Source organism: Xanthobacter agilis (assembly GCF_021730435.1).
GTDB classification, from domain to species: domain Bacteria; phylum Pseudomonadota; class Alphaproteobacteria; order Rhizobiales; family Xanthobacteraceae; genus Xanthobacter; species Xanthobacter agilis.
On record NZ_JABWGX010000007.1, the window covers coordinates 103,236 to 118,337 of the forward strand.

A 15,102-nucleotide genomic window follows, 5' to 3' on the forward strand; every position below is an offset into this window, starting at 1 on the left:
CCTGCGGCCAACATCGAAGGACTTTCCAGATGATCAAGACCGGAGCCCAGCACACCGCCAGCCTGAAGGATGGTCGCGAGGTTTTCCTCGATGGCAAGCTGGTGAAGGACGTGACCACCCACCCCGCCTACACGCGTGCGGTGGCCTCGGTGGCGAAGATGTTCGACTTTCACAGCGCGCCGGAAAACGCCGAGCTGATGACCTTCGCCACCGAGACCGGCACCCGCGCCAACCGCATCTGGCAGCTTCCGAAGAGCTATGAGGATCTCGTGACCCGCCGCAAGGGTCTGGAGGCCTGGACCGAGCTGCACGCCGGCTTCCTTGGCCGTGCGCCGGACCATGTGGCCTCCTGCATCGCCGGGATGTACATGGGGCTCGACCAGTTCGAGGCCTATGACAAGGCCCGCGCCAATGCGCTCGCGGATTATTACCGCTACGCCCGCGACAACGACCTCTATCTCACTTACGTCATCATCAATCCGCAGGCCGACCGCTCCAAGAACGCGGCGGGGCAGGCCGACCCGTTCCTCTCCGCCGCCATCGTGGACCGCGACGCCGAGGGCATCACCGTGCGCGGCGCCAAGATGCTGGCCACTGGCGGCATCATGGCCAATGAGGTGTTCGTCACCTGCATCCAGCCGCTCCAGCCGGGCGAGGAGAAATATGCCCTGTCCTTCGCCATTCCGATGAATGCGAAGGGCCTGAAGGTGCTCTCCCGCAAGTCCTATGAGGCGGCATCTCCCTCCGTGTTCGACAATCCGCTGGCGAGCCGCTTCGACGAGAACGACGCGGTGCTGTATTTCGACGATGTGAAGGTGCCGTGGGACCGTATCTTCATTGTCGACGATATCGCCATGACGGCGAAGCAGTTCCACGCGACCCCGGCCCATGTCTACCAGAACTATCAGGCGCAGATCCGCCTTTCGGTGAAGGTGCGGTTCCTGGCGGGCCTCGCCCGGCGCATCGCCGAGGTGAATGGCATCCTCAATTTCCCGCAGGTGCGCGAGATCCTGGGCCAGCTCGCCGCCGAGGTGGGCATGGTGGAGGCCTTCGTGACCGCCATGGAGGCCAAGGGCACCCACTACGGGCCTTATTTCATCCCCGATCGGCATACTCTTTATGCCGCCCAGACCATGGCGCAGCAGCTCTATGGCAAGCTCATCACCACTTTGCGGGAGCTGGCCGGCGGCGGCCTCATCATGCTGCCCTCGTCGGTGCATGATTACGAGAATCCGGAACTTGCGGCCCTCATTCGCAAGACCCAGCAGTCGCCGGTGGCGAGCGCGGACGAGCGGGTGAAGTTCTTCAAGCTGGCCTGGGACGCGGTGGGCTCGGAGTTTGCGTCCCGCCACGCCCAGTATGAGATGTTCTATGCGGGCGCGAGCTTCGTGGTGAAGAACCACTCGTTCCGCACCTACGATTGGGCGCGGGCCGGCAACCTCGTGGATCGCATGCTGTCGAGCTATGACCTTGCCGACGAGGTGTCCGCGGCGCCCGCCCAGGCGGCGGAGTGAGGCTGTCGCGCGCAAGACGTTTCAAGTAAGGACTGCCCCAATGGCCATCAACAAGATCCACGACGAGTTCAAGGCGGTCGATCTTTCGACCGGCTGGGAGGTGCCGCCGGGCTACCCTTCCGGCATCCAGCAGAAGGTTCTTTCCGGAATCCTGGACGAAAAGAACAAGAGCGGCTCGCGCACCCGCATCTTGCGGTTTAGCCCCGGCATCTACACAACGAAGCCGTTCGTGCATGATTATTGGGAAGAGGTGTTTCTGTTCTCCGGTGATCTCACGGTAGGTAATGACGAGAAGGGGGAGGGCGGGGAAGCCTTCCAGCCCTTCACCTATGCTGTGCGGCCGCCGGGTGCCTTCCATGGACCCTTCAAATCCGAGAAGGGCTGCATGCTGCTCGAAATTCACTATTACGATCCAGTCTGATCCGCTTCGCCACCCCGGCCCGCCCCGTGTCCCTGACGGGGCGGGCTTCTCATTGTGGTAACCTCATGTCTGCTCTGCCCCTCCTGTCTTCGCCCACGCCCACCCTCGCCGTTCTCGCCGCGGATCTTGCCGCGGGCCGCACGACCGCGCGCGCCCTCACCGAGGCGTGCCTCGCCCGCATCCAGGACCCCGATGGGGAGGGCGCCCGCGCCTTTGTCTCCGTGGATGCCGAGGGTGCCGTTGCCGTTGCCGATGCCCAGGACGCGCTGCGCAAGGCGGGCGCCGCGACCTCGCCATTTGCCGGCATTCCGATTGCGGTGAAGGATCTGTTCGACATCGCGGGGCAGGTGACCGCCGCCGGCTCCCGCGTGCTGGCCGATGCCGCGCCCGCCACCCGCGATGCGCCGGCCGTGGCGCGGCTGCGCCGGGCCGGGTTCGTGATCGTCGGTCGCAACACCATGAGCGAGTTCGCCTATTCGGGCCTCGGCATGAACCCCCATTCCGGCGATCCCCGCGCCCCGTTCGAGCGCGCCATCGGCCGGGTGTCCGGCGGCTCCACCTCCGGTGGCGCGGTGGCGGTGGCGGATGGCATGGCCCATGCGGCGCTGGGCACGGACACCGGCGGCTCCTGCCGCATTCCGGCGGCGTTCTGCGGCATCACCGGGTTCAAGCCGACCGCGCGCCGGGTCCCGCGGGAAGGAGCTTTCCCGCTCTCCGCAACCCTGGACAGCGTGGGGCCGCTCGCCCGCTCCGTGGCCTGTTGCGCGGCTCTCGATGCGCTTCTTTCCGGCGCCGAGCCGGCACCGCTGGTGGCGCGCGCCGTGACGGGCCTGCGCCTGCTGGTGCCCACCACCATTGCCCTGGACGGGCTGGAAGGCGAGGTGGCGTCGACTTTCGCGGCGGCGCTGACTCGTCTTTCGGCGGCCGGTGCCCAGATCATCGAGGCGCCGTTCCCCGAGTTCGCCGACATCGCCCCCATGAACGCCAAGGGTGGCTTCACGGCGGCGGAGAGCTATGCCACGCATCGCAAGCTGCTGGAGGAGAAAGGCGATGCCTATGATCCCCGCGTCCTGGTGCGCATCCGCCGGGGCGCGGAGCAATCGGCGGCCGACTATCTCGACCTTGTGGCCGCCCGCGCGGCACTGGTGGAACATGCGACGGCGCGCCTTGCGCCGTTCGATGCGCTGCTGCTGCCCACCGCGCCCATCCTGCCGCCGCGCATCGCCGACCTCGCCACCGACGATGCGGCTTATGGGAAGGTGAATCTTGCCGCCCTGCGCAACCCCACCCTCATCAACATGATCGACGGCTGCGCCATCTCGCTGCCCCTGTCGGGCACGGGGGGCGCGCCGGTGGGGTTGATGGTGGCGGGTGCGGGGGGGCAGGACGCCGCGCTGCTGGCCATCGCGGCGGGCATCGAGGCCACCCTCAAAGGCTGAATGGGCTGGGGCTGAATGGGCTGACGGCGCTGGGCGCCCGCGCGCCCGGCTTCCATCGGGCGCCACCTCGTGTGCGCATGGAACGCGGCGGCACTCTGAAGCTGAATGTGGCGCGCTCGGGGGTCCTGCGCGCGTCGGCGGCGTTTCCGGTGCGCCTTAGCCGGAGTGAGGGAACTGGCCGGGAGGTGTTGCGGGTGTGAATCTGCCTTCGGCGCGGGCCGCCCGCCCTTTGAATGCGGCCCTTGCTGTGGCGGATGTCACGCATGGGACGGCGAAACGCCGCTCCGCAGGCGGAAGGTTCAGCCGTTGCTCTGATTGAGGATCGAAAGGTCGGTCTTGGCGAGTGGCGCGTAAGGATTGGTCTCGTCGTCCGAGCTCTGGGACGTGGACGAATCGCTCGAATTTGACGCACTCGTGGTGCTCTGAGCGTTTTGCGCATTGAGGCGCGCCGTGAGATTGGCGATCTGAGCCTGAATCTGCTTGAGGCTTTCTTCGGCCTTCTGGACGGTCTTTTCCTTTTCGTCTTCAGTCAGCTCATCCGAACTGTTCGCATCGTCAATCTCTTTTTGCAATGCCTCCGCATTGGCCTTCAGCTTGGCGATGGTGGAAGAGAGGTCGGTGGATGCGCTGCTCGTCGAGCTGCTGCTGAGAAGTGATGTTGAGACGGAAGAAACGGAAACCATAATTCACCTCCGCATGGCATATGCGGGGCGCATTTTCTAATAAATGGCTGGCGTCAAACTGTATTTCCGAATGTTCGCGCCATGTTGCCGAAGATTGCTCGACCGCGGACCGCGCGGCCGGCTCCGCTCAGAGCTGGCGGTTGAGATTGTCGGCGAAGGAGCGGATATGGGTGCGCACCGCCGCTTCGGCGGCGTCCGGATCGCGGGAGCGCAGGGCTTCCACGATGGCGGCGTGCTCCACCACCACCCGGTGATGATGCTCCGGTGCGCGCAGGGAGACGAACCACACCCGTTGCGCTTTCTCGTGCAAGCTTTTCAGGATCTCGGCAAGCACCGGATTGCCCGCCGCCGCCGAGATGATGGCATGGAACTCGCGGTCGAGGGCCATCAGCTCCGCGATATCGCGCTTGGCGGCGGCGTCGATGCCCAGGGCCACGTTGGTGGCGAGGGCGGCCAGATGCCCGGGCTCCGCCCGCTCCGCGGCGAGGCGGGCGCAGAAGCATTCGTTGAGCAGGCGCACTTCCACCATGTCGTGCACCTCATCCTGGGAGATGGGGCGCACCACGATGCCCTTGCGCGGCAGCACCTCCACCAGGCTATCCCGCATGAGCCGGTCGAACGCCTGGCGTACCGGTGTGCGGCCGATGTTGAGCGCGGCGGAGACGGCCGCCTCGCTCAGCACTTCTCCGGGGCGGAACACGCACATGATGATGCGCGCCTTGATGAGCTCATAGGCTTCGTCACGCAGCGAACGGGCCGGCGTCGCAGCATCGGACGGCCCCACGGATATCTCCTGCATGGCGTTTGCCACCGGCGTTCCCATTATCGTCTCATTTCTGAATACGCCGGCCGCCGCGTGGTGACCGGCGAGATTGCCGGTTAGCCCGCCACCGGCAGGGTCATCACGTCGTAGCCGTGGCGGATGGCGCGGCCGAGCACCGGGTCCACCAGCTCATATTCGAAGCGCTCGGCGGGCCGGATGCCGCCATGGGCGGCGAGGGTGCCGCAGTACATCACCGCGCCGTCGGTGAACGGGGCGCCATAGCCGGAGAGGATGTCCGCGGGCGGCAGCATGGAAGCGACCGAGCCTTCCTGATACAGCACCTTCTTGCCGTCGAAGACCGCGTATGAGCGCAGGATGAGGTCGTCCCAATGGGGCGCCACTTCGTCCAGGGCCCACAGGTCCGGCGCGATCGGCTTGTCGCACATCTGCTTGGACGCCGTGATGTTGTAGGTTTCGACCTTGCGGTCGGTGTGATCGGAGCCGACGCCGAGGTAATAGCGACCGCCCACCGCCACGATCACGAACTCCACCTCGCCGGAGGAGTCGGCGCCCACGCACTCGATGGCGTCCGCGCCGGTCAGCCGCGCGGCGCCGACCCGATAATAGATGGGCGTGGAGGCGGGGCGCGGCACGCCCAGGGCTTCGAGTTCGGCGATGTGCTTTTCCAGCGCGGCCTTGTCGCGGCCGGTCCAGCCGGCGATGACCGCCGTGCGGATCAGCAGCGTGTCTTCATAGCTGCGGCCGTCGGCATGAATGGTGAAGGTGAGGGCGGTGCCTGACATCAGGTTTCCTCGAACAGATCGTGCAAAAAGGAGAGGGTGCCGGCGCCCCAGGTCAGGGCAGAATGGGGCGCCGGCCTTACGCGTCGGCCGAGGTCAGTTCGGCAGCCGCGTGTCGAGAAGGGTCCACTTGCCGCCCTTCACCTCGATCACATAGACCGGCTTCACGGCATCGCCGTCGGTGAAGGAGATGGAGCCCTCCATGGCGGGGTAGTCCTTCAGCGTGGAGAGCTGGTCCCGGATGGCGGTGCGCTCGGCGGCGACCTTCGCCTTGTCGCCGGTGACGCCGGCCCGCTTCATGGCCTCTGCGTAGAGGTAGACGATGTCATAGACCGACGCGTCCATCTGGTTGGGGTCGGTGCGAAGGCCCGCGGCCTTGGTCCGGGTGGCGAACTTGTCCGTGAAGGCCTTGGTCTTGTCGTTGGCATCGGCGAAGAAGGTGGTGCCGATGGTGAGGTTCTCACCGGCGCCGTCCATGCGCTTGGGCAGGTCAGGGTCGGCGATGGTGGTGCCGCCGATGACGCGGGTGGAAACACCCTGCCGCTTCAGCTCCTTGGCGAGGTTCACGGCGCCTTCGGGCGGGGAGCCGAGGCCGACGATGTCCGGGCTGATCTGCTTGAGCTGGGCCACCTGGGGCGACAGGTCGAAGGCGCCGAGCTGGAAGTCCACCGAGCCCTTCAGCGGAATGGAGAACTTTTCGAACTCGGCCGGCACCACCTTGGTGCCGATGGACTTGGACACCACATCGTCGGTGGCGTAGGCCGCCGCGCCCGAAGCCATGGGCAGCTTCTTGTCCTTGATGGCGCCGAGGACGGCATCGATCACCTTGCCTTCGTCGGTGGTGTTACGGAAGCCGTAGGTGAAGCCCTTGGTGAGGCCGGGGGCGGAGGAGGCCATGGACATCTGCGCCAGCCCCTCGCGCTCGCCCACCGGGAAGGTGGTGCGCACCTCGGAGGAGGAGAACGGGCCGATCACGGCCAAGGCGCCGGCGTCCTGGGCGAACGAGCGCAGGGCGGTGGTGGCCTGCTTGGGATCGCCGGCGGTGTCGAACTTCACCACCTTGATCTTCTTGCCGTTGATGCCACCCTTGGCATTGATTTCCTCGACCGCCATGTCGACGGCGATCTCGTTGGTATTGGCAAGGCTCACATAGGGGCCGCTCTTGGCCATCATATAGCCGAGGACCAGATCATCCTCGGCCCGCGCGGCGCCACTGGCGGTGAGCACCGCCGCCAGCATGGTGGCACCCAACAGAACCTGCTTCTTCATGCCCTCTACTCCTCTGAAAGGATTATGGTGACGGGTCAGGCGGGGGTGGCTTCGCCCGCGCCGAGATAGGCCGCTTGCAGGCGCGGGTCGTCGGCGAGCGTCTTGGGATCGCCCGCCATGGTCACGCGGCCGAGCTCCAGCACGGTCGCGCGATGCGCCACCGAGAGAGCCTTGCCGGTGTTTTGCTCCACCAGCAGCACGGCGAGGCCGTCGCGGTTGAGCTCCACGATCAGCTCGAACAGCTTCTGCACGAACAGCGGGGAGAGGCCGAGGGAGGGCTCGTCCAGCATCATGAGCCGGGGCTTGGCCATCATGGCGCGGCCGATGGCCAGCATCTGCTGCTCGCCGCCCGAGAGGCAGGAGGCCAGCATGTTCCGCCGCTCGGCCAGATTCGGGAAGCGGGCGTAGATGGCGTCCATCTCGCCGGCGATGGCGGTGCCGTCGCGGCGCATGTGCGCCCCGAGCTTCAAATTCTCTTCCACCGTCAGCGAGATGAGGATGCGCCGGCCCTCCGGCACCAGCACCAGCCCTTCGGCGATGCGCTTGTGCGGCTGGGCGCGGGTCACGTCCCGATCGGCGAAGGTGATGCCGCCGGATTTCAGCGGCACGGCGCCCAAAATGGCCTTGAGCAGGGTGCTCTTGCCGGCGCCGTTGGCCCCCAGAACGGTGACGATCTCGCCTTCCTTCACCTGCAAGGACACGTCCTTGAGGGCGTTCACGCGGCCGTAGGAGACGGAGATTCCGGAAACGTCGAGGAGCGCCATGTCACACCTCCTCCGCGCCGATATAGGCCTCGCGCACCTTGGCGTTCTGCCGCACCTGCGACAGCGGACCCTCGGCGATCTTCTCGCCGAAATTCAGCACCACCACGTTCTCGCAGATGCTGTCCACGAAGTGCATGTCGTGCTCCACCACCAAGAGGGTGATGCCCTTGGCCATCAGCGCTTTCAGGTGATCGCGCAAAGCGTTGGTCTCGGACGGGTTGAGGCCGGCGGCGGGCTCGTCCAGCATCAGCACGCTGGCCCCGGCAAGGGTGGCGCGCACAAGGTCGATGCGCTTCCTCACCCCATAGGGCAGGGCGCCCACGGTCTCGTTCGCCCATTCCTCCAGGCCGCTTTCGGCAAGGGCGGCCCTCGCCTCCACCTTCCAGCGATGGTTGGGAAACAGGCGGTAGGGGGTGAGCAGCGCGCGCAGCGAGGTATTGCGCACATGCTGGCCCACCAGCATGTTCTCCAGCACCGTCAGATGCGACATCAGCCGGATGTTCTGGAACGAGCGGGCGATGCCGGTCGAGATCCGCTTGCGCGACGGCATGTGGGTGATGTCCACGCCGTTCGCGGTGATGGTGCCGGCATCGACGCCATAGACCCCGCTCACCAGATTGAACACGGTGGTCTTGCCCGCGCCGTTGGGGCCGATGAGCGCGGTGGTGACACCCTTCGGCACCTCGAACGACAGGTCGGTGATGGCCCGGACCCCGGCGAAGGACTTGTTGAGCCCCTGGATGGACAGCGCTGCGGTCATCATGCGGCCTCCGAGCTTTCGGCGGCGGGCTTGCGACGGGCGAAGCGCAGCAGCGAGGTGGTCACCAGCCCTTGCGGCCGGATCGCCATGAAGACGATGATGAACACCGCGAACAGGGCATAGCGCCACTGGTCGGAGGCGCGCAGCAACTCCGGCGCCAGGGTGAAGAAGGCCGCGCCCACCAGCGGGCCCCACACCGTCTGGGTGCCGCCGAACAGAACGTAAAGCACCGTGAAAACGGACAGCAGCACGTTGAAATGCTGGGCTTCCACGAAGTTGTAATGGTGGGCATAGAACGCGCCGCCGAAGCCGGCCACCGCCGCGCCCAAGGCGAACGCCGCCACCTGGATGCCCCGCACCGACACGCCGAGCAGGTCGGCGACCGTCGGATCGCTCTTCACCGCCGTGAGATAGAGCGCGAAACGGGTGCGCGAGAGGTAGAGCATGAGCACCACCACCGCGGCGGCGGCGAGGAACACGCCGTTCGGCCCCACATAATCGCTGACCGGATAGCCGGCCGCGCCGCCCACCACCTCGAGGTTGAGGAACAGGGCCGAGATCACCTGCCCCAGGGCAAAGGTGGCCATGGCCAGATAGATGCCATGGGTGCGCAGCACCGGAATGCCGATGAGAAGACCGGTCAGGCCGGCAAGCCCCGCGCCCACCGGAATGGCCGCCCACATGGGCCAGGCATATTCGTTGGTGAGGAAGGCGGAGGCATAGGCGCCGATGGCCATGAAGCCGGCGATGCCGAGGTTCAACTGGCCCGCCGCCAGCGGCAGGTAAACCGCATAGGCGGCCATCACATTGAAGGCGAGGACGACGAGGACGCCGGTCAGATAGCCGCTCATCACAGCTTCTCCCGGGTGGCGGGGCGGCCGAGCAGCCCCTGCGGACGCAGAATGAGGATCACGAGCAGAAGCCCATAGACAGTGATGTTGACCACGTCGGCGCCGATGAAGCTGATGGACAGCACTTCCGCGAGGCCGATCAAGAGCCCGCCCAGCACCGCGCCCCAGATGGAGCCCATGCCGCCGACGATCATGGCGGCGACCCCCTTGAAGCCGACACCTTCGCCCATGAACGGCGACACCTGCTGGTAATTGACCGCGAACAGCAGCCCCGCCACCGCCGCCAGCAAGGCCGAGGCGATGAACAGCATGGGCACGAGCCGGCCGGTATCGATCCCCATGAGCACGGCCGTGTCGCGGTTTTCCGCAACGGTGCGGATGCAACGCCCGGTGGAGGTGGACGACAGGAACCAGGAGAGCCACAGCACCAGCAGCACCGAGAGCGCCAGAGAGCCCAGTTGCGCGATGCCGATCACCAGCCCGCCGAGACGCAGGTTGAGATCCGGCACCAGCGCCGGAAACGCCTGCTGGTCGGAGCCGAAATAGATCAGCATCAGGTTTTCCAGCAGCACCAGGAAGCCGAGGGAGGAGACCAGCGGCACTTCCGGATCGCCCCCCTGCATGGGCCGGTAGGCGAAGCGCTCCACCAGCAGGGACACCAGCGCCGCCACCGCCAGCGCGGCGGCAAAGGCGAACAGGGTCGGCCAGCCGAACTTGATGAAGCCGTAGGCGACCATGCCGCCGAGCATGAACAGGCCCGGCAGGGAGAAATTGAGAAAGTTCAGCACGCCGATGGCAAGCGTGAAAGCCACCGCCATCAGCATGTAGATGGCCCCGAGCATCAGGCCGTTGACGATCTGCTGAGCGAGCATGGAACCCCGCATGAAACGCGCTCTGGACGCGTAGGAAACGCTTGGGCGCGGCCGGGACCGGCACCGTGCGCGATGAACCGCCGGAGTGCGCGGGCGCCACCGCGCCCCGCTCCGAAATTAGGTAATAGACAAAGCTAATTCCGCATTCGGTTCAAGCTGAAATTTCAAGCGTATTTCAGAATGGTCTCAGGGAAGTGACAGCCTGCCACAACTGCCCCAGAGGAAATGGCTTTTCAGCCAGCCATGCGTCCCTGTGCGGAGCCGGGATGTGCCGCAATCGACCACAGCCTGTCTAAAATGCAAGCGTGCAGACTTATTTTTGGGCAATGGGACGGTCCTCTCCCCGTGGCGTCGGAGTCCCGTCCCGCGTTGCACCCGGCCAGGCATTGAATTTTAAAATTGACAAAAACAATCGATTTAATATTTTCAATCGGGCAACTGCCTGCCCCGCCTCCCTAGGAGCCCCTCCATGAGCGAGCATTCGGTACTCAATCTGCGGCCTCTCGGCGGCCGGATCGGCGCGGAAATCTCGGACCTTCGCGTCTCCGGCGATCTTCATCCCGCAACCGTCAAGGCGCTCCACGCCGCGATCTTGAAGTATAAGGTGGTGTTCTTCCGAGGGCAGGACCATCTGGACGACGCCACCCAGGAGGCGTTCGCCAAGCTGTTCGGTGGCCTCAACGAACACCCCACGCTTCCGTCCAAGGACGGCACCGAGGCCATCCTGGAGGTGGCGGCCGAGCGCGGCGAGGTGGCGAGCAACTGGCACGCCGATTTCACCTTCGTGGACACCTATCCGCAGCTCACCTTCCTGCGGCCGGTGGTGCTGCCGAGCCACGGCGGTGACACGCTGTGGGGCAATACCGAGGCCGCCTATGACGAACTGCCCGAGTCCCTGAAGGCGCTTGCCGAGCAACTGTGGACCCTGCACACCAACGACTATGACTATGTGAGCGATCGTCCGGTCCGCGAAAAGGGCAAGATTCGCCACGGCGAGGTCTTCATCCGCAAGGTGTTCGAGACCGAGCAGCCGCTGGTGGCGGTGCATCCGCACACGGGCAAGAAGGTGCTCATCGTCGGCAATTTCATCCAGCGCATCATCGGCTACCGCTCGCCGGATTCCCACGACCTGCTCCAGATCTTCCAGCGCCACGCGACCAGCCCGGAAAACACCCTGCGCTGGTCGTGGAAACTGGGCGACATCGCGGTGTGGGACAACCGCGCCACGGTGCATCGCGCGGTGGACGATTTCGACCGCGAGCCGCGCACCCTGCGCCGCTCCACCGTGGTGGGCGAGCCGGCGGTGAGCGTCGATGGGCGCCGGGCCTCCACCCGCATCGTCGGCGAGAAGCCGAAGGCTGTCGTCGCCTGAGACCCCTGCGGTCCGGGCGTTCCCCGCCGCCTGGACCGCTCATTCATCCGGAGCGTCGTCCCATGTCCCTGCTGGTCCGTGTGGCAGCCCTGCTGCTGGCTGTCTTTCTGCCCGTCGCGGCCTTTGCCGAGTCGGTGGTCATCCGCATCGGCTTTGCCGAGGTGGGCGTCGGCGGACGCCAGTTCGGTACCCAGGGCGGTGCCAGCGTCGCCCACGCCAGGACGCTTCTGGAAAAGGAGTTCGCGGGCGAGGATGTGACCGTGCAATGGGTCTTCTTCCGGGGCGCCGGACCGGCCGTGAACGAGGCCATCGCCGCCGGCCAGCTCGATCTTGCGCTCCAGGGCGACCTGCCGGCCATCGTCGGCCGGGCCAACGGCCTGAAGACCAAGCTTCTGATGGGCTCGGGCGTGCGCAACAACATCTATCTCGCGGTGCGGCCCGATGCGCCCATCACTGGCATCGACGACCTGAAGGGGCGAAAGGTGGCCCAGTTCCGTGGCACCAACCTCCAGCTCGCCGCCGACCGGGTGCTCGCCGCGCACCACCTGACCGAGCGCGACATCCGTTTCCTGTCCATGGATTTCGAGGCGGCGGTGGCGGCCCTGCGGTCCGGCGACATCGACGCCACGTTCGGACAGGCGGACCTGTTCGCCTTGCAGGACCAGGGGCTGGCCAAGGTGGTCTATTCCACCCGTGGCGACGATCCCACCTTCACCCGCCACAGCCATGTGCTGGTGACGGAAGCTTTCGAGACCGCCCATCCCGAACTCGTGCAGCGGGTGGTGACCACTTTCGTGAAGGCCGCCGACTGGGCCAGCGACGAGAACAACCGCAAGGAATTGTTCGAGATCTGGGCGCTGTCGGGCCGCCCGGTCGCCGGCTTCGAGCATGATTACGAGGGCCAGACCCTCGCCTATCGCCAGAGCCCGCTGATCGATCCGTTCCTGATCGAGTCCTACGCCTCCAAGATCCAGCAGGCCAAGGACTACCGCCTGTTGCGCGGCAACGCGAGCGTGGAGGGGTGGTTCGAGCCGAAATACCTCAATACGGCCTTGAAGCAGCTCGGTCTCGAGCGGCGCTGGACCCCCCTCGACGCCGCCGGCAAGCCGGTCGCCACCAACTGAGGGGCCGGACATGACCTCCACCACGTCAGCGGTTGATCTGCCGCTGCCCTCCGGGGCGGTGGCCCGCCCCCGCCGCCTCTTCCTGCCGCACCCGCGCCGGCTGTTGCCGGTGCTGGAAGGGCTGGTGCTGCCGGCCGTTCTCCTGGGCGCGTGGGCACTGACATCCCATCAGGGCTGGCTGCCGGCGCAGATCCTGCCGGGGCCGGGCAGCGTCCTCGACGCCTTCCGCGAGCTTCTGGCCAGCGGCGAGCTGGGCGATCACATCCGCGCCAGCCTCTCGCGGGTGATCCTCGGGTTCGCTCTGGGCGGTGGCCTGGGGCTGCTGCTCGGCGTCGCCATGGGCGTGTCGCGTGCCGCGTCCGAGATCATCGAGCCGGTATTCGTCTGGTTCGCCCAGGTGCCGCCCATCGCGCTGGCGCCGCTCCTCATTCTCTTGGTGGGCATTGATGAGGCGCTGAAGGTGCTCATCGTCGCCAAGGCGGCCATGATCCCGCTCGCGGTCAATACCGCCGAGGGCGTGCGCAATGTGCCGCGGCAGTGGCGGGAGGTGGGGCGCGTGTTCGGCTTTTCGCCGGCGCGCACGGTGTTCGGCCTGGTGCTGCCGGCGGCGCTGCCGACCGTATTCTCGGGCGTGCGCACAGGTCTCACCCATGCCTGGCTCACGCTGGTGGCGGTGGAACTGATCGCCTCCACGGAGGGGCTCGGCTATCTCATGGTGTGGGGTCGCCAGTTGTTCCAGCTCGAATTCGTGCTGCTGTCGGTGGTGGTGATCGCCCTCATCGGCTTCGCCCTGGACCGCGGCCTCAACCGTATCGAGGCCCGCATCGGGGCTTGGCGATGACGGCCGGTCTTGCGCCACGTGTGCTGCGCTTCAGCCTGTTGCCATTGGCGCTGCTGGCCCTGTGGCAGGGGGTGACGGCGGCGGGCTGGACCGACCTTCGGGAATTCCCGGCCCCCGCCACCGTATTCGCCCGCGCGCTTGGCGAATGGCAAAGCGGTGTGCTGCCAGAGGCGTTGCTTGCGTCTCTGGCGCGTGACCTTGCGGGCTTCGCCTTGGGCGCGGCGGCGGGTATTCCGCTGGGCCTGACGCTCGGCCTCTCGCCGTGGTTCGGGCGCCTGGTGGGGCCGACGTTCGATTCCTTCAAGCAGATCGCCATTTTCGCCTGGATTCCTCTGTTTGGCCTGTGGTTCGGCATGGGGGAGAGTGCCAAGGTGGTCTTCATCGCCACCGCGGCGTTCGTGCCGATCACGGTGAATGCCTGGGCCGGGGCGCGGGCCCTGCCGCAGACCCTGGAGGAAGCCACCGCGGTCTTGCGCTTCTCTCCCTGGCAGCGACTCATATGGGCGCGGTTGCCGGCGGCCTTGCCGGACATTGTCGCCGGTCTGCGGGTGGGGCTCATCAATGCCTGGCTTGCCACCGTCGGGGCTGAATATTTCATGAGCGTGGCGCCCGGCCTCGGCTCGGTGCTCATCTCCGGGCGCGATCTCTATGCGATGGATCTGGTTCTGGTCGGGGTGCTGGTGCTCGGGTTGACGGGCGTTGCCCTCGACACCGTCGCAAGCCGGCTCGGCGCCATCCTCATCCGCTGGCAGTGACGGGAGCAGACCATGGCCGCGACGGCCCTCGAAATCCGCGATCTCAGCAAGTCCTATGTGGTGAACGGCGCGCCGCTGCCGGTGCTCGCTGGCATCAGCCTCGATGTGGCGCCGGGCGAATTCGTCTCCGTGGTGGGGGCGTCGGGCTGCGGCAAGTCCACCTTGCTGCGCCTCATCGTCGGGCTGGAACAGGAGCACGACGGGCGGCTCGCTTATGATGGGCGGCCCATCGACGGGCCTGGCCGGGAGCGGGCTATCGTATTCCAGGAGCACCGGCTTTTCCCGTGGCTGACGGCGGTGCAGAACGTGGAGGCGGGCCTTGCCCGGTCCGATCTCGGCAAGTCTGAGCGGCGGCGTATCGCGCTCGAACATCTCGCTTTGGTCGGGTTGTCGAACTTTGCCGAGGCGCTGCCGAAGCAGCTCTCCGGTGGCATGGCGCAGCGGGTCGCCATCGCCCGCGCGCTGGTGAGCCGGCCCGGCCTGCTGCTGCTGGACGAGCCCTTCGGCGCGCTCGATGCGCTCACCCGCAGCCACCTCCAGCGCGAGGTGCTGCGCATCGTGCGGCAAGAGGGTTTGTCGGCCATCATCGTGACCCACGATGTGGACGAGGCCATTCTGCTCGGTGATCGGGTGGTGGTGATGCAGCCCCATCCCGGTCGCATCGCCGAGGTGATCGTGGAGGAGGAGGGGCCGGCACGCGAGCCGGGCACGCCCGAAGCGGTGGCGCTGCGCAGGCGCATCCTGCATCGGCTCGGCGAGGACTGAACCGCATCGCCGCCGCCGGCCACAAGCTAAGGGTCCGATAGCCGGGTCCATGAAGCTTGGCTCAAAACCTGGTGTGCTGCTTCAGCGTCGCCGGCGTGGCGCTCCCTGG

At 66.5% G+C, this 15,102-nt stretch carries 16 protein-coding genes; 8 read left to right on the forward strand and 8 right to left on the reverse strand.

Going from position 1 to position 15,102, the window contains the following annotated elements:
- Positions 1 to 29 precede the first annotated feature (29 nt).
- The 3 genes from HUW53_RS06955 to HUW53_RS06965 all read left to right on the forward strand — a co-directional run bounded on the left by HUW53_RS06955 (position 30) and on the right by HUW53_RS06965 (position 3,374).
- Positions 30 to 1,514, forward strand: coding sequence for a 4-hydroxyphenylacetate 3-hydroxylase family protein (locus HUW53_RS06955; protein ID WP_237345023.1), 1,485 nt, complete (start codon positions 30 to 32; stop codon positions 1,512 to 1,514).
- Positions 1,515 to 1,554: 40 nt separating this feature from the next.
- The gene (locus HUW53_RS06960; RefSeq protein ID WP_237345024.1) at positions 1,555 to 1,935 is read left to right on the forward strand and encodes a cupin domain-containing protein; all 381 of its coding nucleotides are present in this window, start codon (positions 1,555 to 1,557) and stop codon (positions 1,933 to 1,935) included.
- Between the two features lie 65 nt (positions 1,936 to 2,000).
- The gene (locus HUW53_RS06965) at positions 2,001 to 3,374 is read left to right on the forward strand and encodes an amidase (protein WP_237345025.1); all 1,374 of its coding nucleotides are present in this window, start codon (positions 2,001 to 2,003) and stop codon (positions 3,372 to 3,374) included.
- A gap of 299 nt (positions 3,375 to 3,673) precedes the next feature.
- Here the strand turns inward: HUW53_RS06965 and HUW53_RS06970 are convergent, their stop codons facing one another.
- The 8 genes from HUW53_RS06970 to HUW53_RS07005 form a co-directional block, all read right to left on the reverse strand.
- Positions 3,674 to 4,057 carry a FlxA-like family protein gene (locus HUW53_RS06970; RefSeq protein WP_237345026.1) on the reverse strand — a complete coding sequence of 128 codons (384 nt, stop codon included), beginning with the start codon at positions 4,055 to 4,057 and terminating at the stop codon, positions 3,674 to 3,676.
- Positions 4,058 to 4,184: 127 nt separating this feature from the next.
- Complete coding sequence (locus HUW53_RS06975; RefSeq protein ID WP_237345027.1) at positions 4,185 to 4,856, reverse strand: GntR family transcriptional regulator; 672 nt, start codon at positions 4,854 to 4,856, stop codon at positions 4,185 to 4,187.
- 80 nt (positions 4,857 to 4,936) lie between these two features.
- Positions 4,937 to 5,623, reverse strand: a complete 687-nt coding sequence (locus HUW53_RS06980; RefSeq protein ID WP_237345028.1) for a DUF2848 domain-containing protein — start codon at positions 5,621 to 5,623, stop codon at positions 4,937 to 4,939.
- Positions 5,624 to 5,716: 93 nt separating this feature from the next.
- Positions 5,717 to 6,889 carry an ABC transporter substrate-binding protein gene (locus HUW53_RS06985; RefSeq protein ID WP_237345029.1) on the reverse strand — a complete coding sequence of 391 codons (1,173 nt, stop codon included), beginning with the start codon at positions 6,887 to 6,889 and terminating at the stop codon, positions 5,717 to 5,719.
- 35 nt (positions 6,890 to 6,924) lie between these two features.
- Complete coding sequence (locus tag HUW53_RS06990) at positions 6,925 to 7,653, reverse strand: ABC transporter ATP-binding protein (protein WP_237345030.1); 729 nt, start codon at positions 7,651 to 7,653, stop codon at positions 6,925 to 6,927.
- Position 7,654: 1 nt separating this feature from the next.
- The gene (locus HUW53_RS06995; RefSeq protein ID WP_237345031.1) at positions 7,655 to 8,416 is read right to left on the reverse strand and encodes an ABC transporter ATP-binding protein; all 762 of its coding nucleotides are present in this window, start codon (positions 8,414 to 8,416) and stop codon (positions 7,655 to 7,657) included.
- The gene (locus HUW53_RS07000) at positions 8,413 to 9,264 is read right to left on the reverse strand and encodes a branched-chain amino acid ABC transporter permease (protein WP_237345032.1); all 852 of its coding nucleotides are present in this window, start codon (positions 9,262 to 9,264) and stop codon (positions 8,413 to 8,415) included. The genes HUW53_RS06995 and HUW53_RS07000 overlap by 4 nt, the downstream gene beginning before the upstream one ends.
- Complete coding sequence (locus HUW53_RS07005) at positions 9,264 to 10,148, reverse strand: branched-chain amino acid ABC transporter permease (RefSeq protein WP_237345033.1); 885 nt, start codon at positions 10,146 to 10,148, stop codon at positions 9,264 to 9,266. The genes HUW53_RS07000 and HUW53_RS07005 overlap by 1 nt, the downstream gene beginning before the upstream one ends.
- Before the next feature lie 457 nt (positions 10,149 to 10,605).
- On the opposite strand from HUW53_RS07005, the gene HUW53_RS07010 reads away from it, so the two are divergent.
- The 5 genes from HUW53_RS07010 (at position 10,606) to HUW53_RS07030 (ending at position 14,993) form a co-directional block, all read left to right on the forward strand.
- On the forward strand, positions 10,606 to 11,508 hold the full coding sequence (locus HUW53_RS07010) for a TauD/TfdA dioxygenase family protein (protein WP_237345034.1): 903 nt from the start codon (positions 10,606 to 10,608) through the stop codon (positions 11,506 to 11,508).
- 62 nt (positions 11,509 to 11,570) lie between these two features.
- Positions 11,571 to 12,632 carry an ABC transporter substrate-binding protein gene (locus tag HUW53_RS07015; RefSeq protein WP_237345035.1) on the forward strand — a complete coding sequence of 354 codons (1,062 nt, stop codon included), beginning with the start codon at positions 11,571 to 11,573 and terminating at the stop codon, positions 12,630 to 12,632.
- Positions 12,633 to 12,642: 10 nt separating this feature from the next.
- Entirely contained in the window at positions 12,643 to 13,473 is an 831-nt protein-coding gene (locus HUW53_RS07020) for an ABC transporter permease (RefSeq protein ID WP_237345036.1), read from the forward strand.
- On the forward strand, positions 13,470 to 14,228 hold the full coding sequence (locus HUW53_RS07025) for an ABC transporter permease (protein WP_237345037.1): 759 nt from the start codon (positions 13,470 to 13,472) through the stop codon (positions 14,226 to 14,228). The genes HUW53_RS07020 and HUW53_RS07025 overlap by 4 nt, the downstream gene beginning before the upstream one ends.
- 12 nt (positions 14,229 to 14,240) lie before the next feature.
- Positions 14,241 to 14,993, forward strand: coding sequence for an ABC transporter ATP-binding protein (locus HUW53_RS07030; protein ID WP_237345038.1), 753 nt, complete (start codon positions 14,241 to 14,243; stop codon positions 14,991 to 14,993).
- Positions 14,994 to 15,102 lie beyond the last annotated feature (109 nt).

Coding starts and splice junctions, on each gene's coding strand:
- HUW53_RS06955 (WP_237345023.1), top strand. CDS start 30: ATGATCAAGACCGGAGCCCAGCACACCGCCAGCCTGAAGGATGGTCGC.
- HUW53_RS06960 (WP_237345024.1), top strand. CDS start 1,555: ATGGCCATCAACAAGATCCACGACGAGTTCAAGGCGGTCGATCTTTCG.
- HUW53_RS06965 (WP_237345025.1), top strand. CDS start 2,001: ATGTCTGCTCTGCCCCTCCTGTCTTCGCCCACGCCCACCCTCGCCGTT.
- HUW53_RS06970 (WP_237345026.1), bottom strand. CDS start 4,057: ATGGTTTCCGTTTCTTCCGTCTCAACATCACTTCTCAGCAGCAGCTCG.
- HUW53_RS06975 (WP_237345027.1), bottom strand. CDS start 4,856: ATGCAGGAGATATCCGTGGGGCCGTCCGATGCTGCGACGCCGGCCCGT.
- HUW53_RS06980 (WP_237345028.1), bottom strand. CDS start 5,623: ATGTCAGGCACCGCCCTCACCTTCACCATTCATGCCGACGGCCGCAGC.
- HUW53_RS06985 (WP_237345029.1), bottom strand. CDS start 6,889: ATGAAGAAGCAGGTTCTGTTGGGTGCCACCATGCTGGCGGCGGTGCTC.
- HUW53_RS06990 (WP_237345030.1), bottom strand. CDS start 7,653: ATGGCGCTCCTCGACGTTTCCGGAATCTCCGTCTCCTACGGCCGCGTG.
- HUW53_RS06995 (WP_237345031.1), bottom strand. CDS start 8,416: ATGATGACCGCAGCGCTGTCCATCCAGGGGCTCAACAAGTCCTTCGCC.
- HUW53_RS07000 (WP_237345032.1), bottom strand. CDS start 9,264: ATGAGCGGCTATCTGACCGGCGTCCTCGTCGTCCTCGCCTTCAATGTG.
- HUW53_RS07005 (WP_237345033.1), bottom strand. CDS start 10,148: ATGCGGGGTTCCATGCTCGCTCAGCAGATCGTCAACGGCCTGATGCTC.
- HUW53_RS07010 (WP_237345034.1), top strand. CDS start 10,606: ATGAGCGAGCATTCGGTACTCAATCTGCGGCCTCTCGGCGGCCGGATC.
- HUW53_RS07015 (WP_237345035.1), top strand. CDS start 11,571: ATGTCCCTGCTGGTCCGTGTGGCAGCCCTGCTGCTGGCTGTCTTTCTG.
- HUW53_RS07020 (WP_237345036.1), top strand. CDS start 12,643: ATGACCTCCACCACGTCAGCGGTTGATCTGCCGCTGCCCTCCGGGGCG.
- HUW53_RS07025 (WP_237345037.1), top strand. CDS start 13,470: ATGACGGCCGGTCTTGCGCCACGTGTGCTGCGCTTCAGCCTGTTGCCA.
- HUW53_RS07030 (WP_237345038.1), top strand. CDS start 14,241: ATGGCCGCGACGGCCCTCGAAATCCGCGATCTCAGCAAGTCCTATGTG.